We start from the raw sequence: 20,611 nt of genomic DNA, 5'->3' as shown, positions 1-20,611 counted from the left end.
GCAGCACCCGAGGCCACCTTCGCGGTGAACTGGTTCGCCGCAGTCGACCCGAAATCCAGACCGGAGAACTTCAACCAGTCACCATTGCCCAACCCAGTCACCGCGGACGACCCGATCGTCGCACCCTTCGACGCCGACGCAGCCTCGGCCTCGATCGTCCGGTACGCCGACCCCGACGGATCACCCGTCGCAGTGGACGTCGGCGTCGGAGTCGGAGTCGGCGTCGGGGTCGGCGTGGGGGTCGGCGTGGCCGTGGGGGTCGGGTCGGGGTCGCCGGGATCGGTGCCGCCACCGCCCTTGGACTGCACGGCCACGTAGTCGATCACCATGGGATGTCCGGGCTCGGTCGCCGCGGTGGGCGTCTGGCCGGCCAGCGCGTTCGGGAAGGCACCGCCCATGGCCACGTTGAGCAGCACGTAGTAGCCCTCGTGCTGGGTCATGCTGGTCCAGGTGTCGGCGGGCAGGTCGGCCTGGCTGACGCTGTGGAACTGCTGGCCGTCGACGTACCACCGCAGCTGGTTGGGCGTGGTCGACCGGTCCCACTCGAAGCGGTAGGTGTGGAAGGCCGACTGGCACGTCGAGCCGGGGCAGGGCCGGTTGGCCGCGATGCCGGTGGTCTCGTTGCAGGGGCCGCCGGGGTTGACCCCGCAGTGCAGGACGCCCCACACCCGGTCGAGCCCGTTGACGTTCTCCATGATGTCGAGCTCGCCGATGCCGGGCCAGTTCCACCAGTTGCCGCGGTACGGGCTGCCGAGCGCCCAGAACGCGGGCCAGTAGCCCAGCGCCTTGTCGCCGGTCACGTTGGGCATCTGGATGCGGGCCTCGATGGCCAGCACCGCACCGGCGGCCGGCTTGAAGTTCGACCGCTTGGTTTCGATCCGGGCCGACGTCCAGTTGCCGTCGGCGTCCCTGAGCGGCTTGATGTTCAGGTTGCCCTTGCCGTCGGTGTACAGATTGCGCGTCGAGTCGGTGTAGGTCTGGATCTCCCAGGTGCCCCACGCCGGCGGGCCGCCGGGGTAGGACGTGCCCACGTCGATCTGCCAGTCGGACCCGGGCAGGCTGCCCGCGGCACCGTTGAAGTCGTCGGCCCAGACCGTCGTCCAGCCGTCCTGCACGGGGGCCGCTTCAGCCGACGACAGTCCCGCCGAGCCGGCCGTGGCAGCGAGCACCAGGGCCGCACCGACGGCCGCTGCGCGCCGCTTCCAACCTGTGTGAGGGCGCGAACGATCACCTGCAGTGTTTCTCATTGTGTCTCCTTTGACACCGGGGGGTGGTCCCTTCATGAAAGCGCTCTCACATGGCCGCGTCAAGGGGTTTTCCACACAGGCGGGCAGATCGGCGGCACGTAGGGTGCGGTCATGGCGCCGGCCCGCAGCACCGTCGAGGCACTCACCGAGGCGACGATCGACGATCTCGCAGCCGGCTTCCACCTGCGCCCGGACGCCATCGCCGTGCGGACCCTGCTGCGCCCGGTCGCCGCGCGATTCGGCCACCGGATCGCCGCCTTCGACGACCGGGTGGCCCTCGCGGGCCTCGCCGCCGGCGCCCGATCGGAGTTGCCCGTGTTCGTCCGGTCGCTGACCATCCAGGGCCGCGAACTGGTGCCCGAGTCCGGGCCGCTGCTGGTCGCCGCGAACCATCCCGGGGTGGCGGACGCCCTGGCCCTGCAGCTCGTCCTCGAGGCCCGCCCCGAGGTGAAGGTGGTCGCCCTGGACCGGCCCTTCCTGCGGGCCCTGCCCGCGGTGGCGTCCCGGCTGATCTGGGTCGACCCCCAGCATCCGACGGCGACGCTGCGGCCGGCCCGCGACCACCTGCGTGACGGCGGGGCGCTGCTCAGCTTTCCGGCCGGCGGCATCGAGCCCGACCCGGTGGTCGCGCCCGGCGCGGTGGACTCGCTGCGGCGCTGGTCGCGGTCGGCCGACGTGCTGGCGCGGCAGGTGCCGGGTCTGCTGCTGCTGCCGGTCGCCGTCGGCGGGGTGCTCTCCGCCCGGGCACTGCGCACCTGGTTCGTCCGTCGCGCCCGTACCCGTGCCGATCGGGAGTGGACCGCCGCCACCCTGCAGGTGATGCTGCACCGCTACCACGACACCGACGTGCGAGTGCTGGTCGGTGAACCCTTCACGCCCGGTCCCCGACCGACCGCCGAACTCGTGGCCAGGGTCGCGCCGCTGCTGCGCAGTCTGACCCGTGGGACGCCCCGGTAACAATCGTGGGACTTGGCCGGGACCCCCTGACAGCGTCCCGCCGGTGGTCGAGACTGGGGTCATGTCGCCCGATATCACCGACGCCGCCGTCAACCTCCGCCTCGCCCTGGTCGGCATCTCCGTGCCGTCGCAGGCCGAGGACGCCGGGAGCGCGCAGCTGGTCGCGCCCATCCTGGCCCGCCAGCGGGAACTGAGCCGTCGGCTCTCCGACCGCTACAGCGCGGTCGACCAGCGCATCCAGTCCTTCCTCGACGACTATCTGGCGGACATCTTCCCGGCCGAGCAGGGCGCGGACGGCGATGCGCCGAAGCTGCCCCGGCGCACGCTGGTGCTGGACGAGCCCGGGCTGGCCCGGGCGCTGTCCCTGCCGGTCAACGGCGATTCTTTCAGCTCGCCACTGCTGTCGAGCTACCGGCTCGCCAACGGCGTCCTGCACAACCCGGCCAACGACCGCCGCACCACCGCCGGCGTCTTCCACATCGCCGAGGGCGGGCTGCCGATCAACGACGACAAGATCGCGGTACCGAAGGCCGTCTTCGCGCGACTGCTGACCGAGGCGTTCAAACCGCCGGAGGTCGACCTGGTGCTGCCCTACCTGTCCCGCACCGACCACCCGGCCGCCTGCTTCGTGTCGCTGCTGCTGCGTCCGCTGGTCTCACCGGGCGTCCCCGGCTACGCCACCGAGCGCCGGATGGAGACCCGGTTCATCGTGCCCGGCGGGCTGGTCGCCAATCTCGACTTCGTCGAGGGCATCTTCGGCAACGGCGGCGACCCGTACCTGCCCGAGAACGACGCCTCGCTCGACCCGGGCACCTGGACGGGAACCACCGGCTGCGTCATCCTCGCTCCGCACCTGACCAAGCTGACCAAGAAGGAACTCGGCCTGCCGCACGTCGACAACGCCACCGAGCGGCAGCGCCGCGACGGCATGTGCTGGTCGCGGCCGGATGAGCGGTACAACGGCGGCCAGGCGTTCAAGGTCTGTGCCCGGGACGCCCGCGGCGTGATGGTCACGGTGATCGCCGACAACTACTTCGGCTACTGCAAGAAGGAGGTGAAGACCCAGATCTCGTACTCGGCGAACCTGTTCGGCAACGTCGAGGAGGAGCACGCCGGCGGCGCCCTGGTCTTCCCCTCCTACAACATCGGTGGTGGCTACCTCGACGAGTCCGCCGGCGACGAGTACCGGCTCGAGGACGTGCTCGCCCGTGACCCCGAACGGTTCGTCCGGCAGCCGGAGGGGCACGCCGTCGACCGGGAGCATCCCGGCCATGTGCTGCTGCCGGCCCGGCCCACCTACTCGCTGCGCAGCATGACCGTGTCGTGGAGCACCCCCGCCGGCGAGCGTTCCATCCGGCTGCGTGCCGACAAGGTCTACTTCGGGCCCAACGGCTACCGGGTGCAGCTGGCCCAGTCGCCGTCCGACCCCAGGCACTGGGACCTCAAGGCGACCGTCGCCACGGTCACCTCGTGCCACAAGCCGTCCACGGTCTCCGGCGGCGGCAAGTCCGAGATCTCCAAGGCGATCACCGACGCGTTCATCTTCGGCAACGCCTACGTCGCCGACTACGACGCCGACATGGACGCCGTCGAGGCCATCCTGCAGCGCGACCACGCCGACCGCTTCGCCGACGAGTCGCTGCGCGGCTCCGACACCCGGCCGATCCTTTCCTCCAGCCGGTCGATGGGTAGCGTGATCAAGCTGCTCACTCCCTCCGACAGCGACTTCAGCCCCGCCTACAACGAGTGGCTGGAGAGCATTCCGCAGCACGTCAAGGAACTGGTCTTCGTGGTGAAGCGGTTCTACCGGCCCGAGTGGGGCACCGATTGGCGCAGCCACTTCACCGTCGGCATCATGAACGGCCGCAAGGGCAACGCCCTGCGGCTCGACGGTGAGCGGATCAACGTGAACATGCTGCGGGTGGGCTTCGACACCGACGGGTCGTGGCGGCTGTTCGGCCTGCGGCACGACTTCAACCCGGCGGTGAAGGTGCAGACCGAGGACGACATCACCGCCTCGATCGTCGGCCCGGCGCACCTGACCGCGGTGCCCGAGGGGCCGATCGGGCTGTCGCGCAAGTACGTGCAGAACTGCGAGGACCTGCTGTTCCAGCGTCCGGACGACGCGATCATCCGCGGCTACGACAAGCAGACCGAGCTGGACATGTCGGGGCCGGACAACTTCCTGTCGAACTTCGAGCCGCTGACCCGCTTCGACGCCCGCGAGCTGCGGGACGACGCGGTCGCGTTCAGCGCGTTCACCGCGCCGATGCGCAACCTGCTGGCCCGCTTCGCCGACGAACCCGACGAGGTCAGCCCCAGCTACGTGGTGTCGTCGGCGAACCCGAGGCTGGTCAACGGCAAGCCGTCGAAGAACCCGCGCTACCTGCAGCGGCGTCCCGACGTCGTCAACGCCGCGGCGACGGCGGCGGCCGACCTGGCCATGCACCTGGCGGCGAAGCTGCCGAGCCATGCGCCGCTGCCGGTGCCCGTCGACGTGGTGGCGGCCGGACGCCGCAACAACCCGCCGGACGGCCCGGTGCCGCCGCTGTGCTCGTTCAACCCGCTGCACTACCTGGAACTGCCCGAGCTGTTCATGGAGTTCATCTCGTCCATGACCGGCAAGTCGCCCTCGACCACCGGTGCCGGCTCGGAGGGTGCGCTGACCAAGGGCCCGTTCAACGCGATGCCGGCGATCGTCGACCTCAACGCCGCGCTGCTGTCCTACGTGCTGACCGGCTACGACGGCTGGGTGTCGTGCGCCGGCTACGTCGGGCCGAACGTCCGGGTCGATCACGACATCTCGATGCTGGTGCCCGAGGTGTTCTCGCGGATGACGCCGTCGGAGCGGTCGGCCGCCAACCTGATCGCCGAGGGCTGTCTCGAGCGCGTGGAGGACTTCGAGCACGACGGCCACCTGGTCCGGGCCAGCCGACTCGGCCACCGGATGACGCAGAAGTTCGCCCGCAAGTACTTCGGCCGGATCTTCCTGCACCCGCACGTGGTGTTCACCTCGGAGATGCTGCGGCCCGAGCTGCAGGATCTCGCCGTCTACGCCCAGAGCATGGACGTGATCGTCGAGACCCACCGCAGGGTGGCGCAGTCGTACTTCGACGACGGCACCATCGAGCTGGCCATCCCGCCGCTGAAGGCGCTGCTCGAGATCATGGCCACCGGCGTCACCGCCGAGGGCCACGATCTGGACGCCCCCGAGGTGCGCTGCCTGTTCGACCGGCAGACGGTGCTGGAGTCGCAGTGGTATGCGGAACGCCTGGACTCCAAGCAGGCGTTGGCCACCCGCCGGGCCCAGGCGGTCGTGGACCGCTTGGAGGGCTTCGCCGGGCACCCCGAGAACGCCGAGGCGGCCGACCGGCTGCACATCACCGGCCGGATCGCCGCCGCCCGGGCCGAGCTCGACCGGTTCTCCAGCGCCGACTACCGCGCCGCCCTCGTCGGCACCCTGGGCCGCCAGCCGCTGTAAGGGCGGGTCGGCACGACAGTGTGAGCCTCGACATTGAGTTCAATGTTCAGACTCACACTGTGTTCCGAACCCGATCCGAAAGATCGCCTGAGAGCGGCGCGTGGCGACGGTTGAAGCACTGGTCATGCCGCTAGCTTTCGCGCTGTGAGTTACCAACTGGCGTTCTGGGCCTACGCGGACGGCCGTCGGAGCAATCGTGTCGCCGATCGGCGCACCTACCTGAAGCTGATCAAGGGCCGACGGGTCAAGGACGTCGCGCCGATCGAGACCGACCGGGTGCTCGACGAACTGTCGATCATGTACGGCACCTGGCGGCGCACCGACACCTACCACTTCACCCATCCCACGCTCGGCTCCTTCGACGTGTGGATCGCCGGCGGCAGCTTCGTGGTGCTCACCTTCCACAACGTGAAGGACCTGACGGTGATGGACGCGGCCATCCAGTGCCTGGACGCCCTCGGCGTCCCGCTGTACGACCCGCAGGTCGACCGGCGCTTCCCCTGGGTCGCGCGCGCGAACTAGGGACGCGCCACCTAGGGCCGTTGCGGCAGCGCCGCCTCGGCCACCAGCTTCTCGGGGTGCTCGGCCCCGGCGATGATCGCCGTCACCGCCTTCAACAGCGGCAACTGCTCCAGCAGGCCCTCCTGCTGCTGCGCCAGCGTCATCGCCAGCCCGGCGGCCGGGACGCCCTCGACGGTCTGCTCGGCGGCCTCCATCGCGGCCAGCGCCTCGATCGCGTTCTCGCCGCGGCCGATCCGCACCCCGTACACCTTGTTGCGGCCGGACAGCCCGGTCACCTCGAGGTCGCCGACTCCGGCCAACCCGTAGGCCGTCTCCGGCCGCGCGCCCAGCGCCACCGAGGCGATCGACATCTCCTTGACCGACTGGGCGAAGATCGCCGACTTCAGGTTGTGGTGCGGAAAGCCGGTGCCCTCCTCGAGGCCGTCGGCGATGCCCAGCGCGATCGCGTAGACGTTCTTCATCGGGGCACAGACCTCGACGCCGGGCTCGTCGGTGGTCGGCTCGATGCAGTACGCGTCGGTCGAGATCTCCCGCGCCATCCGGATCGCGGTGCCCTCGTCCAGGGAGCCGTAGATGGTGGCGGTCGGCTTGCCGTCGGCCACCTCGTTCGCCTTGCACGGCCCGCCGACCCCGACGATCGGCGGCAGCAGCGCGCCGTTCTCTGCGGCGATGGTGCGGATGGCGTCCGGCAGCAGCTGGATGCGGCCGTTCGGGTCGGTCCAGAACCCCTTCGAGGTGCACAGCACCACCGACGCCTGCGAGATCGCCCCGAGCGCCATCTGGGTCACCTTCGGCACCCCGACCGACGCGACCGCGATGAACACCGCGTCGGCACCCTCGAGCGCCTCGTCGAGCTGGTCGGAGCGGTACAGCTTCGTGCCGGACGCCAGCGGCACGTTCGTGCGCGGGTGCGGCTTGCCGGCCTCGCAGGCGTCCAGCAGGTGGTCATCGAGCCAGGTGCCCCACAGACGGGTCTCCCAGCCGGCGTTCGTCAGCGGTGTGGCGAGCGCGGAGCCCATCGCTCCGGCTCCCAGGATCGTCATCACAGCCATCGGTGGAACCTTTCGTCGTGGATCAGTGGGTGGGTTGCTGGCCGTAGGTGGCCATGCCGGCCACGGCGACGTCCAGCAGGTCGGGCGGCACCAGCTTCACCGGCAGGTTCGTCGCCATCGCCCGCAGCTGGATCTCGCAGATGTACTCCAGGTACGGCAACAGCGACAACGCCTTGTCGAGGCTCGGGCCGATGGTGATCGCGCCGTGATTGCCCATCAACGCGCCGGTGCGGTCGGCGAGCGCGGCCGCCACGTTGCGCGCCAGCTCGTCGGTCCCGAACGGGGCGTACGGCGCCACCCGCACCACCCCGCCGAACATCGCCGAGTAGTAGTGCGAGGGCGGGATCTCGTCGACGACCAGCCCCAGCGCGGTGGACGCCGGGGCGTGATTGTGGGTGATCGCGGCCGCCGGGGTGGCGGCGTAGACGGCCAGGTGCAGCGGCAGTTCGCTCGAGGGCGTGAGGGAGCCGTCCACCGTCGCACCGGACAGGTCGGTGACCACCACGTCGGCGGCGCTCATCACCTCGTACGGCACGCCGCTGGGTGAGATCGCGACATGCTCGCCGACCCTCACCGACACGTTGCCGGCGGTGCCCACCACCAGGTTCTCGCGTTGCATGAACCGGCAGGCCTCGACGATCTGCTCACGTTCGTTCCCCAACAGCATCAGGTTCCTCCTCAGGGCCTCAGGATGTACTTGCTGCCGACCCCGCGGGACATGTCCTCCAGCGAATCGATCAGCGCCTCCAGGCCGCGCACCTCGCTGCACAGGGTCATGCCGTCGAACTGGCCGGTCGAGAGCAGCTTGACCGCGATCTGCACGTACCGGGGGGCGTGATGGTAGACGCCGACCAGCTTGTACTCCAGGTAGTGCATGGCGACGGCGTCCACGCTGAACGTCGAGCCCGCCTTGGGACCGCCGAAGAGCACCGCGGTGCCGCCCGGCCGCAGGCACTTGACGGTCTGCTCCCACACCTCGGGCAGGCCGACCGCCTCGACCGCGACGTCGGCGCCGCGTCCGTGCGGGGTCGCGGCGCGGATCGCGGACGCCTTGTCGGCCACCGTCTCCAGGCCGGCCAGGTCGACGGTGGCGACCGCGCCGGCCTCGGCGGCCTGGGCGAGGCGTCCGGGCGAGAAGTCGGCGGCGATCACCGACGCACCCCGCAACTGGGCCAGCCGGATGTACATCTGGCCGATCGGACCGGCGCCGTTGACCACCACGGTGTCACCGAGTGCGATGCCGCTCTCGGCCATGCCGTGCACCACCGTCGACAGCGGCTCCAGCGGGGCCGCCGCCTCGAAGGCCAGCGTGTCCGGGATGGTGTAGGTGTTGCGCTCGACGATCGCCTTCGGAATGACGATCTGCTCGGCGAAGGCGCCGTTGAGGTACTGCAGGTTCTCGCACAGCGACTCCCGGCCGATGGTGCAGGCCCAACACGAACCGCACGGGCAGGTGTTGGCCGCAACCACCCGCTCACCCGGCGCGAACTTCGTCACCCCCTCGCCCACCTCGGTGACCACCCCGGCGAACTCGTGGCCGAACCGGGCCGGCAGGCTCGGGAACAGCGTCGGGTGGCCGCGCCGGTAACTCTTCAGGTCGGTGCCGCAGGTGGCGGCGGCCTTGATCTCGACGGCCACCTCCCCCGGGCCGGGTCGCCCTGGTTCGACATCCTCCAGGCGCAGGTCGCCGGGGCCGTGGAACATCCACGCACGCATCTGCTGGTCTCTCCTATCAGCCGGGGTGGCGTTCCATGAACGCGTGGATCTCCTCGTTCACGTCACGCAGCGCCGGGTAGATCTTCTTCTGGATGTCGGCGACCTCTCCGTACAGCTCGTAGTTCGCCTGGTCAGGTTCGGTGGTGTCGCCGAACTGGGCCATCTTCTCGGCGTAGGCGGCGATGTCGGGCGCGCCGTGGACGCCGGTGATCGACATGGCGGCAACGGCCGCACCCATCGCGGAGATCTCGTCCTCCAGGCACGCGGTGATCGGGACGCCCATCGCGTCGGTCATGATCTGCCGCCACAACGGGCTGCGGGTGCCGCCGCCCATCGCACGGATCTGGGTGACCTTGGTGCCGGTGTCGGCCTCGAGTCCCTCCAGGCCGTTGCGCATCTCCAGGCCGATCGACTCAAGGATCGAGCGGTACATCGCAGCGCGGTTGTGAATGCCGCGCCAGCCGACGACCGCGCCGCGGGCCACCGGGTCCCAGTGCGGCGTCTGTACCGCGTTCCAGTACGGCATGGTGATCAGCCCGAGCGAGCCGACCGGCAACGCGGCCGCACCCGCCTCCAACTCGGGATCGGGCCGGGCGCCGAGCGCCGGGTTGCCGAGCGCCTCGCGGAACCAGGTCGACAGGAAGGCGCCCGAACTGAGCAGCAACTCGAAGTCGTACCAGTCCGGAATGCCGGCCGCGAGGGTGCGATACGCCTTGCCGTAGGCGTAATCGGGACCGTGGACGCCGGCGACCACGGCGGTGCCCAGGTTGAGGTACATGGTGTCGGCGGCCACCGCGGCGGCACCGATGCCCGCCGCCTGCCCGTCACCCATGCCGGCGACCAGCGGGATGGTGTGGTCGAGGCCCCAGGCCCGGGTGATCCTCGGATCGATCTCGGCGATGATCTCGCCGGGCTTCTTCAGGTCGCTCATCTGGTCGCGGCGGACGCCGGCTATCTCGAGTAGCCCGGGGTCGTAGTCCTGCTTGGCGATGTCGAACAGTCCCAGCGAGTCGGCACAGGCGACGGAGCTGACCCACTGTCCGGTCAGCTTAAAGACCAGGTAGCCGTGCACGTCGACGACCTTGTACGCCTCGGGCAGGACGTCCGGCTCGTTCTCCTTGACCCAGGCCAGCTTGTACAGCGCGGGGGTGATGTCGGCCGGCTTGCCGGACAGCGCATGGATCTCCGGGCTGCCGTAGCGCCGGATCTGGTCGGTGGCGCGGCCGTCCATCCAGATGATGCCGGCCCGCAGCGGGACGCCGTCGGAGTCGAAGGGGGCGAACGTCTCACGCTGGTGGGTCATCGCCATGGCTTCGATCCGGTGCCGCTCCTTCCGCTTCAGTCCGGAGATGGCCTTGGCGATGGTGCCGTTCGTGGTGTTCCACCAGTCCAGCGGGTCGTGTTCGTAGAAGCTGGTCCGCGGGTTGCTCAGCGGGAACTCCTGCTTCGCCTGCGACACCACGTTTCCGTTGGCGTCGACGATGATCGCCTTGGTCGAGGTGGTGGAGGTGTCGATCGCGATGACCAACGGATCGAAGGAACTGCTCATGGTTGACCCTTCCGGCTCGGCGTTGAGCCGACGATGTGTCGGACGCCGTCGAGCCTAGGACCTGAACGACGGGCCGGGCCGAGAAATCTCACTCAATGTGAGAACTTGTGGCTAAATTCACACATTCTGTGAGAGACCCGCCCAGCAGCCCCGGTCGAGACCGCGAAGGCCTACGGTTGCGCAATGCCTTCATCGACGTCCCGCCGAGGCCTGCGGTTCGGCTGGGTGCTGCTGATCGCCGTCGCCGCGGCGCTCGCCCTGTGGCTGTCGTGGGCGAGCCTGCAGCCGGTGGTCGGGCGGGGAAAGGCGCGTGACGAACTGGCCGCCGGGCTGGAGGCCGGCCAGGAGGGCTTCGCCGCGACGACCGCCGAGGACGCCGCGTTGCTGTCGTCGGTGCTGGGTGCGCCGGCCGGTTCACGCACCGGCTACTACTGCGCGATCGTCCACGACGACCAGGGCTGGATGGTCGCCCGGTGGCGGCAGGAGTGCCACCTACGCACCGTCACCGTCTACCCGACCACGGCGTCCATCGACGAGGTGGAGCAGTCCATCGCCGCGCTGCCGGACGCCGAACAGCGCTTCGGGCCGCGCTGGCAGCAGGTGGGCCTGCGTCCGTGCAGCGGGCTGTTCTCGTTCGCGCGCGACCAGGCCCACGTCAGCTACGTCGACGACAGTTGCGACCCGTACTCGACGGCCGACCCGAGCCGCACCCGCTCGGTCGATTTCACACCGCTGCCCGCCGGGGTGCCGGGCCCGCCGCCGTACGTGCTGGTCGAGCGCACCCAACGGATCTCGAACACCGATCTCGGCTGCGCGCCGTACCCGCTGTTCTGCCAGGCCCCGTTCGAGGAGCCCGCCGTCGGAGAGTGACGCTAGGCCGGGCTCAGGCGCAACAACTCGCCACCGGCACCGTCGATGAGTACCCAGATCGAGCCGTCGGGCGCCTGTTCGACCTCGCGGACGCGGCCGCCGAAGTCCCACTCGTCGCCCTTGGACGCCGTCGCGCCGGCCAGGTCGACCCGGATCAACGCCTCCCCCGACAGCGCGCCGATGAACGCGTCGCCCTGCCAGTCGGGGAACCTCGAGCCCGAGTAGATCATCAGCGACCCGGGCGAGACCGACGGGTTCCACCACACCTTCGGGGCGACGAAGCCGTCCCCCGCACGGTGATCGGGAATCTCACCCCCGCCGTAGTGCGAGCCGTTGGACGCCTCCGGCCAGCCGTAGTTGCCGCCCTGCTCGATCAGGTTGAGCTCGTCGCCGCCCTGGGGACCCATCTCGGAACTCCACAGCCGGCCGTCGGCGTCGAAGGCGATGCCGAGCGGATTGCGGTGTCCCAGGCTCCAGTGCTCGGCGTCGGAGCCGTCGGGATTCATCCGGACGATCTTGCCCAGGTCGCTGCCGGAATCCTGCGCAGGCTGCATCTTCTGCCGCTCGCCCGAGGTGACGAACAGCTTGTCCCCGTCGGGGCTGAACGCGAGCCGGTGCCCGAAGTGGCCGGTGCCGGAGGTCTTGGGCCGCTGCCGCCAGATGACGCCGAAGCCGTCGAGGCGAGCGCCGTCGCCATCGATCACCAGCGCGCCCCGGCCCACCTCGGCCCCCGCACCGCCGTCACCGGTGGCCGCCCAACTCAGGTAGACCAGCTTGTCGGAGGCGAAATCGGGGGACACGATCACGTCGCCCAGGCCGCCCTGACCGCCGTAGGCGACGTCGGGGACGCCGTCCACCTCGGTCGTTCGGCCGTCGGCGGTGCGCAGCAGCAGCGTCCCGCCCCGCTCGGTGATCAGGGCGTCGTGGGAGTCGGGCAGGAAGGTCATCGCCCACGGCTCGTCGAAGCTGCCCAGCTCGGCGGACCGGAACGGCGTGCCCGCCAGCCGCTCCCCCGCCGGGAAGCTCGTCGCGGACCCGCTGCCGGCCGGACTGGACGCTGCGGGCGAGGAGGGCTGGGTGGGTTCCGAGGAGGGCGTGGTGGGTTCGGCGCTGCAGGCGGTCAGCGCCAGCGCCGTCACCGCGCCGACGACAAGTTTCCGGGCTGCCATCCGTCGACGCTACCCGAGCGATGGCTGCGACGGCATGATGGGCAGTTGTACGCATTGCCGTTCCGCCGGCGGGACGGCACTCCCTACCCTGTGTCATCGGTCAGCGGTGACATCTCGGGGGAGTGGAAGCATGACCATCTTTCTTTCGCACGCCAGCGTGGACGGCGACGCCGTCCGTTCCCTGGTGCGGCATCTGGAATCGGCAGGCAGCACGGTGTGGCTCGACCAGGACCTAACCGGTGGCGAGGCCTGGTGGTCGGCGATCCTGCGGCAGATCCGCGAATGCGAGATCTTCGTGTTCGCGTTGTCCGAGAACGCCCTGCAGTCGGACGCCTGCCAGCTCGAGCTGACCTACGCCCGCGACCTGGGGCTGCCGATCCTGCCGGTGCAGATCGGCGACCTCCGCGGCCTGCGGGATCACGCGATCTTCGCCTACCAGGCGATCGATTTCCGCAGCCCGACAGCGTCGACGGGCATCGCACTGATCCGTGCCCTGCACGAACGACAAAACGACCGGCAACCACTGCCGAACCCGCTGCCCGCCCCGCCACCGCCTCCGTACGAGTACCTGATGCTGCTCGGCACCGCGATCAACGGACGGGCCCCGCTGTCGGCGCACGAGCAGGACTCGATCCTGCTGCAGTTGCGGCAGGCGTGGCGCGAGGAACGCAACGAGAACGTCCGGGCGAACGTCCGGACCCTGCTGGGCGCGCTGCGGGAACGTCCCGAGGTGACCTACCGCACCGTCACCGAGATCGACGCGCTGCTGCAGCCGGACGAGGTGGCGCAGCCCCAGCCACCACAACCACAACCTCAACCTCAGCCGCAGCCGCAGCCACAACCCCAACAGCAGACGCCTCCGGGCTGGTACCGCGACCCTGCCGGCCTGCCCGTGCTCCGCTACTGGGACGGTCGGCAGTGGACCAACCAGACCCGCACCGACAACCCCTGGTCCCCCGAGCCGCTGCCGAAGACGTCCAGGTTGATGTCCGTGGTCGCGTTCGTGCTGGCCGCGGCGGCGCTGCTCATCCCCTTCGTGGGCCTGGCCGGCATCGGCTTCGGGATCGCCGCGGCCGTCCGCAAGGAGAAGCTGGGCCAGGCCGCCTTGTGGGCCTCGGTGGCCGCCACGGTGCTCGGCTTCGTCGTGTGGGGGGCGATCAACTCCGGCTGAGCGCAGCTAGGCCGTCTCGAGCGCCGCGCTGCGGCCCGCGGTCCGGCCACTGAACAGGCAACCGCCCAGGAAGGTGCCTTCGAGGGCGTTGTAGCCGTGCATTCCGCCGCCCCCGAAACCGGACGCCTCCCCCGCCGCGAAGAGCCCCGCCAGCACCGCGCCATCGGCGCCCAGGCAGCGAGCGTTCAGGTCGGTCTCCAGGCCACCGAGGGTCTTGCGGGTCAGGATGTGCAGCTTCACCGCGATCAACGGTCCGTTGGCCGGATCGTCGAAGGCGTGTGGTTTCGCCACCCGGATCAGCTTGTCACCCAGGTACTGCCGGGCCTTGCGGATCGCCCGCTGTTGCGGGTCGGTGGGTCGCTCGACCAGCGCCTCGGCGTCGTGCTCGGCGAGCAGGGCCCGCAGGGCGTCCAGCCCGATCGGGTGTTCGGGCGCGAGCCGGTTCATTCCGGCCACCAGCTCGGCCGGGTCGGCGGCGACCACGAAGTCGGCGCCGAACCGCTTGAACGCCTCCACCGGGCCGGGCGCGCCGGGCAGCACCCGCTTCAGCAGCAGCGGGATCGATCGCCCCGTCAGGTCCGGGTTCTGCTCCGAACCGGACAGTGCGAACTCCTTCTCGATCACCTGCTGGGTGAGCACGAACCAGGAGTGGTCGGCACCGGTGCCGCGCAGGTGCCGCAACGTGCCGAGCGTGTCGAAACCGGGGTAGCAGGGCGCCGACAGCCGGTTGCCGTGGGCGTCCAGCCACAGCGACGAAGGCCCGGGCAGGATGCGGATGCCGTGTCCTGCCCACACCGGGTTCCAGTTGTGCAGTCCCTCGGTGTAGTGCCACATCCGGTCGCGGTTGATCACCCGCGCCCCGGACGCCTCGGCGATGCCGATCATCCGGCCGTCGACGTGGGCCGGGACACCCGCCACCATCGACGCCGGAGGCGTCCCCAACCGGTCGGGCCAGGCGGCCCAGACCAGGTCGAGGTTGCCGCCGATGCCGCCCGAGGCGACCACCACCGCCCCCGCGGACAGCTCGAACGCCTGCCGCACGACCCGGCTGGACGCCACCCCGCGCGGCACCTCGGTGGGCTCCAGCACCACGCCGCGGACGCCGCTCACCCGGCCGTCGGCCAGCACCAGCTCGTCGACCCGGTGCCGGAACCCGAACCGCAGCCGTCCGGCGTCCACCATTGCGGCGCAGCGGCGCAGGAACGGCTCCAGCACGCCGGGCCCGGTGCCCCAGACGATGTGGAACCGGGGCACCGAGTTGCCGTGGCCGTCCGGGGTCAGGTCGCCGCGTTCGGCCCAGCCGACGATCGGGAAGAGGCGCACCCCCAACTGCCGCAGCCAGGCGCGCTTCTCACCGGCGGCGAAGTCGAGGTAGGCCTCGGCCCAGCGGCGCGGCCAGTGGTCCTCGGGCCGGTCGAACCCGGCGCTGCCGAACCAGTCGTGCCGGGCCAGCTCGAGCGAGTCGCGCACGCCGAGCCGGCGCTGCTCACGCGAGTCGACCAGGAACAGCCCGCCGAACGACCAGTGCGCCTGGCCGCCCAGCGACTGCTCGCCCTCCTGGTCGAGCACCAGCACCGACCGCCCCGCTTCGGCCGCCTCGGCCGCCGCCGCCAGCCCGGCCAGTCCGGCCCCGATGACCCACCACATCCGCATCCATGCGGACAACTGTGCCGCCCCGCGGCGAATCGTGGTCGTAACGCTGCTCGTAACAATGGGCCGATAGCGTATGCCGCATGTCTGAAGCAGAATCGCCGCAGTCAGCTCCCACGCCTGCCTTCCCCGCCGACGAGACGCCCGCCGTCGGCATCTACCGCCGCGGGGTGGAGTTCCAGCAGACGCACCCCCTGGCCGTAGCGCCGGTCACCCCGCCGCCGCACACCGTCGACGGGTTCGTCAAGGAGTTCCTGCACGAACTGAACACCGACCAGGGCGTGGCCCTGTCCCGCTCGTCGATCAACGACCAGTACACGGCGCTGGCGCACACCGTGCGCAACTACCTGACCGCCCGCTGGCTCGAGACGGGCCGCAAGCAGCGGGAGGGTTACCCCAAGTCGGTGGCCTACCTGTCGGCGGAATACCTGCTGGGCCGGCAGCTGGGCAACAACCTGCTCGCCGCAGACCTCAACGACATCGCCGAGAAGGCCCTGCACTCGTGCGGCCTGAGCCTGACGACGCTGCGCGCCCAGGAGGTGGAGCCGGGGCTCGGCAACGGCGGCCTGGGCCGGCTGGCGGCCTGCTTCATCGACTCGCTGGCCACCATGAACGTGCCCTGCGTCGGCTACGGCATCCGCTACGAGTACGGCATCTTCCGGCAGACCTTCGTCGACGGCGAACAGGTCGAGCAGCCCGACTCGTGGCTGGCACTCGGCAACCCGTGGGAGATCGCCCACCCCGAGGCCGCGATACGCGTCCACTTCGGCGGCAGCACCGAGACCTGGACCGACGACGAGGGGGTCGAGCGCACCCGCTGGAACCCGGAGTGGAACGTGCTCGGCGTCCCCTACAACATCATGGTTCCCGGCTACCTCAACGGCCGGGTGAACACGCTGCGGCTGTGGAGCGCGCAGGCCACCCAGGCGTTCGACCTGAGCATCTTCAACGCCGGCGACTACGCCCAGGCGGTGCGTGCCCAGACCTTCGCCGAGAACATCTCCAAGGTGCTCTACCCGGAGGACTCCACCCCGCAGGGCAAGGAGCTGCGGCTGCAGCAGCAGTACTTCTTCGTGGCCTGCTCGCTGCGTGACTTCATCGACAACCAGGGCGAGGACTTCGACCTGCACAACCTCGACGAGCGGGTGATCTTCCAGCTCAACGACACCCACCCGGTGATCGCGGTGCCCGAACTGATGCGCATCCTGATCGACGAGCGCGGCTTCGACTGGGACGAGGCCTGGGCGGTCACCTCCAAGTGCTTCGCCTACACCTGTCACACCCTGCTGCCCGAGGCGCTCGAGGTGTGGTCGGTCGAGCTGCTCGGACGCCTGCTGCCGCGGCATCTCGAGATCATCTACCGGATCAACACCGAGTTCCTCGAGCTGGTCCGCGAGACCTGGCCGGACGACTACCTGCGGCTGGGCCGCATGTCGATCATCGCCGAGTACCCCGACCGTGGCGTTCGGATGGCCTACCTGGCCACCGTCGCCGGCATCAAGGTGAACGGCGTCGCCGCCCTGCACAGCCAGTTGCTGCGCGACAAGGTGCTCAACGACTTCGCCGAGCTGTGGCCGGACAAATTCACCAACGTCACCAACGGGGTGACGCCGCGACGGTTCATGAAGCTGGCGAACCCGCACCTCTCCGACCTGATCACCGACGCCATCGGGCCGGGCTGGGTGACAGATCTCGACCGGCTGCAGGAGCTCGCCCCGCTGGCCGAGGACGACGAGTTCCGCCGGCTGTTCGGCGAGGCGAAGCACGCCAACAAGATCCGGCTGCGGGACCGGCTGCGGGTGCGTGACGGCATCGAGCTGCCGACCGACCGGATGCTCGACGTGATGGTGAAGCGGCTGCACGAGTACAAGCGGCAGACGCTGAAACTGCTGCACATCGTGGCGCTGTACGAGCAGATCATCTCGGGCAAGGTGAAGGCGTCGGAGGTGACCCCGCGGGCGTTCGTTTTCGGCGCCAAGGCGGCCCCCGGCTACCGGATGGCCAAGCAGATCATCCACCTGATCAACGCCGTGGGCTCGGTGGTCAACAACGATCCGCTGGTCGAGGACCGGCTCAAGGTGTTCTTCCCGGCCAACTACAACGTCACCCTGGCCGAGCGGCTGATCCCGGCGGCCGACCTGTCCGAGCAGATCTCCCTGGCCGGCATGGAGGCGTCCGGCACCGGCAACATGAAGTTCGCCCTCAACGGTGCGCTCACCATCGGCACCGACGACGGCGCGAACGTCGAGATCCGCGAACTGGTCGGCGACGACAACTTCTTCCTGTTCGGCATGTCCGAACCGGAGGTCGCCGAACTGGGCGCCAAGGGCTACCACCCGGGCGAGTACTACGAGTCGGATCCGCTGCTCAAGGCCACCCTGGACCTGATCGCGTCGGGCCACTTCTCCGACGGCGACACCCGTACCTTCGAGCCGGTCGTGTCGAACCTGGTGCACAACGACCGGTTCATGGCGATGGCCGACTTCGGCTCGTACATCGAGGCGCAGAAGCGGGTGGACGCGTCCTACGCCGATCCGGACGCCTGGGCGAAGTCGGCGATCCTGAACATCGCCCGCTGCGGCTTCTTCTCCTCGGACCGCTCGATGAAGGACTACATCAAGAAGATCTGGCACGCCAACCCGGCGCTGTGAGGGCGGTCCGGCCGCGCAGGGCGGCCGGATCGTATCAACGGGAGAGCCGACGTACACCTGAGGGAATCCGAACGAGGAGCCCCCAATGGTGAACAAGGCGAAGCGATTCCGGAAGGTCATCAGGCAGATCGAGACCGTCGTCGGTCCCATCCGGCAGACCACCGAGACCGACGACGAGCAACCGGTCGAGGTGTTAGTCGCGGTGTACGGACGCCGCCGCCGTGACAGCTCCGTCAGCGTGCTCGGCGGCGCCGCCCTGGCCGGTGGTGTGGCGCCCAGCCCGCGCTTCGTGATCGCCGACCCTGACACTGCCACGGCGCTGCGGGCCGGGGCCGTCCCCGTCCAGGTCGGTTTCGCCTGGGTCACCGGTGCCGGTACGACCGGCACCGACGCCCGCGCCGTGGCCGGCTTCGGGCACCGGCCCGGTGACACCCCCGAGGACCTGGACGTGTGGGCGGTCGAGTTGAGCACGCCGACCACCGCCCCGCTGCCCCCCTCGACGCTGCCGCCGGGCGCCAGCCCCGCCAGCGGCTGGTGCGTGATCTTCCCGTTCCTGTCGATGTGCAAGACGCACTGATGCCGCCCGCGCTGCGCAACCTGTCGGTGGTCGGCGCCGCGATCGCCGTCGACCTGGTGTTCTGGGACGGCGAGCTGCGCACCGCCGACGGCGGTCAGCTGCCGTGGTGGCTGCCGATCGTGCTGACCGTCGTCGTGCACGTGTCGCTGTGGTGGCGGCGCACCCGGCCGCTGGGCGTGCTCGCCGTGCAGCTCGGGTTCGCGCTGGTCTGCCTCGGCGTGCCGCTGTGGCAGCCCGTCGCCGGCCTGTTGGTGGCGGTCTTCGCGGTGGCCGGCACCCTGCCGGCGGCCCGGGCCCGGCTGGGCTGGCTGGCGGCCGCACCGCTGCTGGCCCACACCCTGGCACTGTCCCGGATCGGCGACCTCGACGCCGCCGGCCTGGCGCAGGCCGGCGCGCTCAACCTCGCCGCCGGAGCCGCCGCCTGGCTCACCGGACGCCGGCTGTACCGGCGCGCCGCGCAGCTGCGGGCGTGGCAGGCCGACCAGGACCGGCTGCGTGCCGAGGAGGCGCACCGGCAGCGGGTCGAGCTGGCACGTGAGCTGCACGACGGGGTGGCGAACACGATCACCGCGGTGCTCGTCCAGGCCGCGGCGGCCCGGGCGTCCGCACCGTCGTCGCTGCAGGGCATCGAGGCCGGCGCGCGCCGGGCGATGGAGGAGATCCAGCAGCTGCTGCGGCTGATGCCGCGTGACCCGGACGCCGCGGACGGCCCCCAGTTGGCCGACCTGCCCGGCCTGCTGGCCCTGGCCGCCGAGGCCGGCCTGCAGGTGAGCTTCACCGAGACCGGGGTGCGGCACGAGCTGGCGCGAGCCGCCCAGACCGCCGTCTACCGGGCCGTGCAGGAGGGCATCACCAACACGCTCAAGTACGCCCCCGCGGGCACCCGCTGCTTCGTCACGCTGGACTGGAGGGCCGCCGAGCTGGCGGCGTCCGTGGTGGACGAGCCGCCGCGTCACACCGCCGCACGCCCCGCGTTGCCGGCGACCGGCGGCCGTGGCCTCGCCGGGCTGCAGGAGCGACTGCGCGGGCTGGGTGGTGCGCTCGAGTCGGGCGCCGTCCGCGATGGCTTCCGGCTGGCCGCCCGCGTCCCGGTCGGCGTCCGGTGACCAGGGTCGCCCTCGTCGAGGACGACCCGCTGATCCGCGCCGGTGTCGCGGCGGTGCTGTCGGCCGAACCCGACCTCGACGTCGTCGGCCTGGCCGCAGACGGTGACGAGGCGGTGGGCGTGGTGACCGCCGCCCGGCCCGACGTGCTGGTGATGGACCTGCGGATGCCGCGCCTCGATGGGGTGACGGCCACCCGTGCGGTGTGTGCGCTGCCGGACGCCCCGCCAGTGCTGGTGCTGACCACCTTCGAAGGCGACCCGGACGTGCTGCTGGCGCTGCGCGCCGGGGCGTCGGGCTACCTGCTGAAGCGCAACGTCGGCGATCTCGCCCGGGCGGTGCGGCAACTGGCGGCCGGCGAGACCTGGCTCGACCCGGCGGTGGCCGGGCAGGTGTTGGCGGCGCTGGCCGCCCTCCCCGTCCCCGGCAGTCCGGACGCCGTGGTGGCCCGGCTGACCGGCCGCGAGCGCGAGGTGCTGGCGTTGCTGGCGCAGGGGCTGAGCAACGCCGAGTTGGCGCAACGGCTGTACGTCGGGGTCGGCACGATCAAGACCCACGTGTCGCGGATCCTGTTCAAGACGGGGTGCCGCGACCGGGCCCAGGCCACCGCGCTGGCGTTCACCTCGGGACTGGTCGTGGTGCGCTGAGAGCGCGCCAGCGCGTCGGCCACCCCCGACGCCACCGCGTCGTCGGCCGATTATCTGATCAGCCGGGCATCGACCCGTCCCGGGTCACGTCCCGCGGTTACGGCGAGACGGTGCCGGCGGCGCCGAACACGTCGAAGGCTAACAAGGCCAAGAACCGGTGCGTGGTGATCGCGGTGAAGAAGTCCTGAGCGCCGTCGGTCGAGACGGCCGGTGCCCGGCGCGGGCCTGCGGCTAGCCTGTTCGGCACCC

The 20,611-nt window shown here is 70.5% G+C and carries 17 protein-coding genes; 9 read left to right on the top strand and 8 right to left on the bottom strand.

The features are described from left to right. The coding region (locus OIE40_RS16375) for a carbohydrate-binding protein (protein WP_264704037.1) at positions 1–1,169 on the bottom strand (1,169 nt) is incomplete at its 3' end. A gap of 189 nt (positions 1,170–1,358) precedes the next feature. Between OIE40_RS16375 and OIE40_RS16370 the strand changes: the two genes are divergently transcribed. The 3 genes from OIE40_RS16370 (at position 1,359) to OIE40_RS16360 (ending at position 6,207) form a co-directional block, all read left to right on the top strand. Then, positions 1,359–2,204, top strand: a complete 846-nt coding sequence (locus OIE40_RS16370; RefSeq protein WP_264704034.1) for a 1-acyl-sn-glycerol-3-phosphate acyltransferase — start codon at positions 1,359–1,361, stop codon at positions 2,202–2,204. A gap of 61 nt (positions 2,205–2,265) precedes the next feature. Next, on the top strand, positions 2,266–5,685 hold the full coding sequence (locus OIE40_RS16365; RefSeq protein ID WP_264704032.1) for a PPi-type phosphoenolpyruvate carboxykinase family protein: 3,420 nt from the start codon (positions 2,266–2,268) through the stop codon (positions 5,683–5,685). Positions 5,686–5,829: 144 nt separating this feature from the next. Continuing rightward, positions 5,830–6,207, top strand: coding sequence for a hypothetical protein (locus OIE40_RS16360; RefSeq protein WP_264704030.1), 378 nt, complete (start codon positions 5,830–5,832; stop codon positions 6,205–6,207). Between the two features lie 11 nt (positions 6,208–6,218). Here the strand turns inward: OIE40_RS16360 and OIE40_RS16355 are convergent, their stop codons facing one another. From OIE40_RS16355 to OIE40_RS16340, 4 genes are read right to left on the bottom strand one after another with little or no spacing between them, the layout of a single operon-like run. Further along, positions 6,219–7,259 carry an NAD(P)H-dependent glycerol-3-phosphate dehydrogenase gene (locus OIE40_RS16355; RefSeq protein ID WP_264704028.1) on the bottom strand — a complete coding sequence of 347 codons (1,041 nt, stop codon included), beginning with the start codon at positions 7,257–7,259 and terminating at the stop codon, positions 6,219–6,221. Positions 7,260–7,281: 22 nt separating this feature from the next. Continuing rightward, positions 7,282–7,926, bottom strand: coding sequence for a class II aldolase/adducin family protein (locus tag OIE40_RS16350; RefSeq protein WP_264704026.1), 645 nt, complete (start codon positions 7,924–7,926; stop codon positions 7,282–7,284). Between the two features lie 11 nt (positions 7,927–7,937). Then, positions 7,938–8,975, bottom strand: coding sequence for a zinc-dependent alcohol dehydrogenase (locus tag OIE40_RS16345; RefSeq protein WP_264704024.1), 1,038 nt, complete (start codon positions 8,973–8,975; stop codon positions 7,938–7,940). A gap of 16 nt (positions 8,976–8,991) precedes the next feature. Then, complete coding sequence (locus tag OIE40_RS16340; RefSeq protein ID WP_264704022.1) at positions 8,992–10,524, bottom strand: xylulokinase; 1,533 nt, start codon at positions 10,522–10,524, stop codon at positions 8,992–8,994. 183 nt (positions 10,525–10,707) lie between these two features. Between OIE40_RS16340 and OIE40_RS16335 the strand changes: the two genes are divergently transcribed. Continuing rightward, positions 10,708–11,394 (top strand): hypothetical protein, encoded by a 687-nt coding sequence (locus tag OIE40_RS16335; RefSeq protein WP_264704020.1) that lies wholly within the window; start codon positions 10,708–10,710, stop codon positions 11,392–11,394. Positions 11,395–11,396: 2 nt separating this feature from the next. On the opposite strand, the gene OIE40_RS16330 is transcribed toward OIE40_RS16335, so the two are convergent. Beyond that, entirely contained in the window at positions 11,397–12,563 is a 1,167-nt protein-coding gene (locus OIE40_RS16330) for a PQQ-dependent sugar dehydrogenase (RefSeq protein WP_264704019.1), read from the bottom strand. Positions 12,564–12,693: 130 nt separating this feature from the next. On the opposite strand from OIE40_RS16330, the gene OIE40_RS16325 reads away from it, so the two are divergent. Further along, complete coding sequence (locus OIE40_RS16325; RefSeq protein ID WP_264704018.1) at positions 12,694–13,734, top strand: TIR domain-containing protein; 1,041 nt, start codon at positions 12,694–12,696, stop codon at positions 13,732–13,734. Positions 13,735–13,740: 6 nt separating this feature from the next. On the opposite strand, the gene OIE40_RS16320 is transcribed toward OIE40_RS16325, so the two are convergent. Further along, positions 13,741–15,381, bottom strand: coding sequence for an FAD-binding dehydrogenase (locus OIE40_RS16320; RefSeq protein ID WP_264704017.1), 1,641 nt, complete (start codon positions 15,379–15,381; stop codon positions 13,741–13,743). Positions 15,382–15,467: 86 nt separating this feature from the next. Here OIE40_RS16320 and OIE40_RS16315 point away from each other — a divergent pair, with 86 nt between their 5' ends. From OIE40_RS16315 to OIE40_RS16300, 4 genes are all read left to right on the top strand, one after another. Beyond that, complete coding sequence (locus OIE40_RS16315) at positions 15,468–18,035, top strand: glycogen/starch/alpha-glucan phosphorylase (protein ID WP_264704016.1); 2,568 nt, start codon at positions 15,468–15,470, stop codon at positions 18,033–18,035. A gap of 85 nt (positions 18,036–18,120) precedes the next feature. Further along, the gene (locus OIE40_RS16310) at positions 18,121–18,612 is read left to right on the top strand and encodes a hypothetical protein (RefSeq protein WP_264704014.1); all 492 of its coding nucleotides are present in this window, start codon (positions 18,121–18,123) and stop codon (positions 18,610–18,612) included. Further along, on the top strand, positions 18,612–19,718 hold the full coding sequence (locus OIE40_RS16305; protein WP_264704012.1) for a sensor histidine kinase: 1,107 nt from the start codon (positions 18,612–18,614) through the stop codon (positions 19,716–19,718). Before OIE40_RS16310 ends, OIE40_RS16305 begins: the two co-directional genes overlap by 1 nt. Further along, a complete protein-coding gene (locus tag OIE40_RS16300) occupies positions 19,715–20,362 on the top strand; it encodes a response regulator (protein ID WP_264704010.1) in 648 nt (215 codons plus the stop codon). The genes OIE40_RS16305 and OIE40_RS16300 overlap by 4 nt, the downstream gene beginning before the upstream one ends. Positions 20,363–20,459: 97 nt before the next feature. On the opposite strand, the gene OIE40_RS16295 is transcribed toward OIE40_RS16300, so the two are convergent. Then, positions 20,460–20,609: a hypothetical protein gene (locus OIE40_RS16295; RefSeq protein WP_264704008.1), complete on the bottom strand. Its 150-nt coding sequence runs from the start codon at positions 20,607–20,609 to the stop codon at positions 20,460–20,462. Between the last annotated feature and the right edge of the window lie 2 nt (positions 20,610–20,611).

The organism is Micropruina sonneratiae (genome assembly GCF_025972045.1).
Lineage (GTDB): Bacteria > Actinomycetota > Actinomycetes > Propionibacteriales > Propionibacteriaceae > Micropruina > Micropruina sonneratiae.
The sequence above is the reverse complement of the archived record's forward strand: the minus strand, read 5'-3'. Positions and strand labels throughout refer to the sequence as shown.

Excerpts from the sequence above, each read along its gene's own strand:
- OIE40_RS16370 (WP_264704034.1), top strand. The coding sequence starts at position 1,359 with ATGGCGCCGGCCCGCAGCACCGTCGAGGCACTCACCGAGGCGACGATC.
- OIE40_RS16365 (WP_264704032.1), top strand. The coding sequence starts at position 2,266 with ATGTCGCCCGATATCACCGACGCCGCCGTCAACCTCCGCCTCGCCCTG.
- OIE40_RS16355 (WP_264704028.1), bottom strand. The coding sequence starts at position 7,259 with ATGGCTGTGATGACGATCCTGGGAGCCGGAGCGATGGGCTCCGCGCTC.
- OIE40_RS16350 (WP_264704026.1), bottom strand. The coding sequence starts at position 7,926 with ATGCTGTTGGGGAACGAACGTGAGCAGATCGTCGAGGCCTGCCGGTTC.
- OIE40_RS16345 (WP_264704024.1), bottom strand. The coding sequence starts at position 8,975 with ATGCGTGCGTGGATGTTCCACGGCCCCGGCGACCTGCGCCTGGAGGAT.
- OIE40_RS16340 (WP_264704022.1), bottom strand. The coding sequence starts at position 10,524 with ATGAGCAGTTCCTTCGATCCGTTGGTCATCGCGATCGACACCTCCACC.
- OIE40_RS16335 (WP_264704020.1), top strand. The coding sequence starts at position 10,708 with ATGCCTTCATCGACGTCCCGCCGAGGCCTGCGGTTCGGCTGGGTGCTG.
- OIE40_RS16330 (WP_264704019.1), bottom strand. The coding sequence starts at position 12,563 with ATGGCAGCCCGGAAACTTGTCGTCGGCGCGGTGACGGCGCTGGCGCTG.
- OIE40_RS16325 (WP_264704018.1), top strand. The coding sequence starts at position 12,694 with ATGACCATCTTTCTTTCGCACGCCAGCGTGGACGGCGACGCCGTCCGT.
- OIE40_RS16320 (WP_264704017.1), bottom strand. The coding sequence starts at position 15,381 with ATGTGGTGGGTCATCGGGGCCGGACTGGCCGGGCTGGCGGCGGCGGCC.
- OIE40_RS16315 (WP_264704016.1), top strand. The coding sequence starts at position 15,468 with ATGTCTGAAGCAGAATCGCCGCAGTCAGCTCCCACGCCTGCCTTCCCC.
- OIE40_RS16310 (WP_264704014.1), top strand. The coding sequence starts at position 18,121 with ATGGTGAACAAGGCGAAGCGATTCCGGAAGGTCATCAGGCAGATCGAG.
- OIE40_RS16305 (WP_264704012.1), top strand. The coding sequence starts at position 18,612 with ATGCCGCCCGCGCTGCGCAACCTGTCGGTGGTCGGCGCCGCGATCGCC.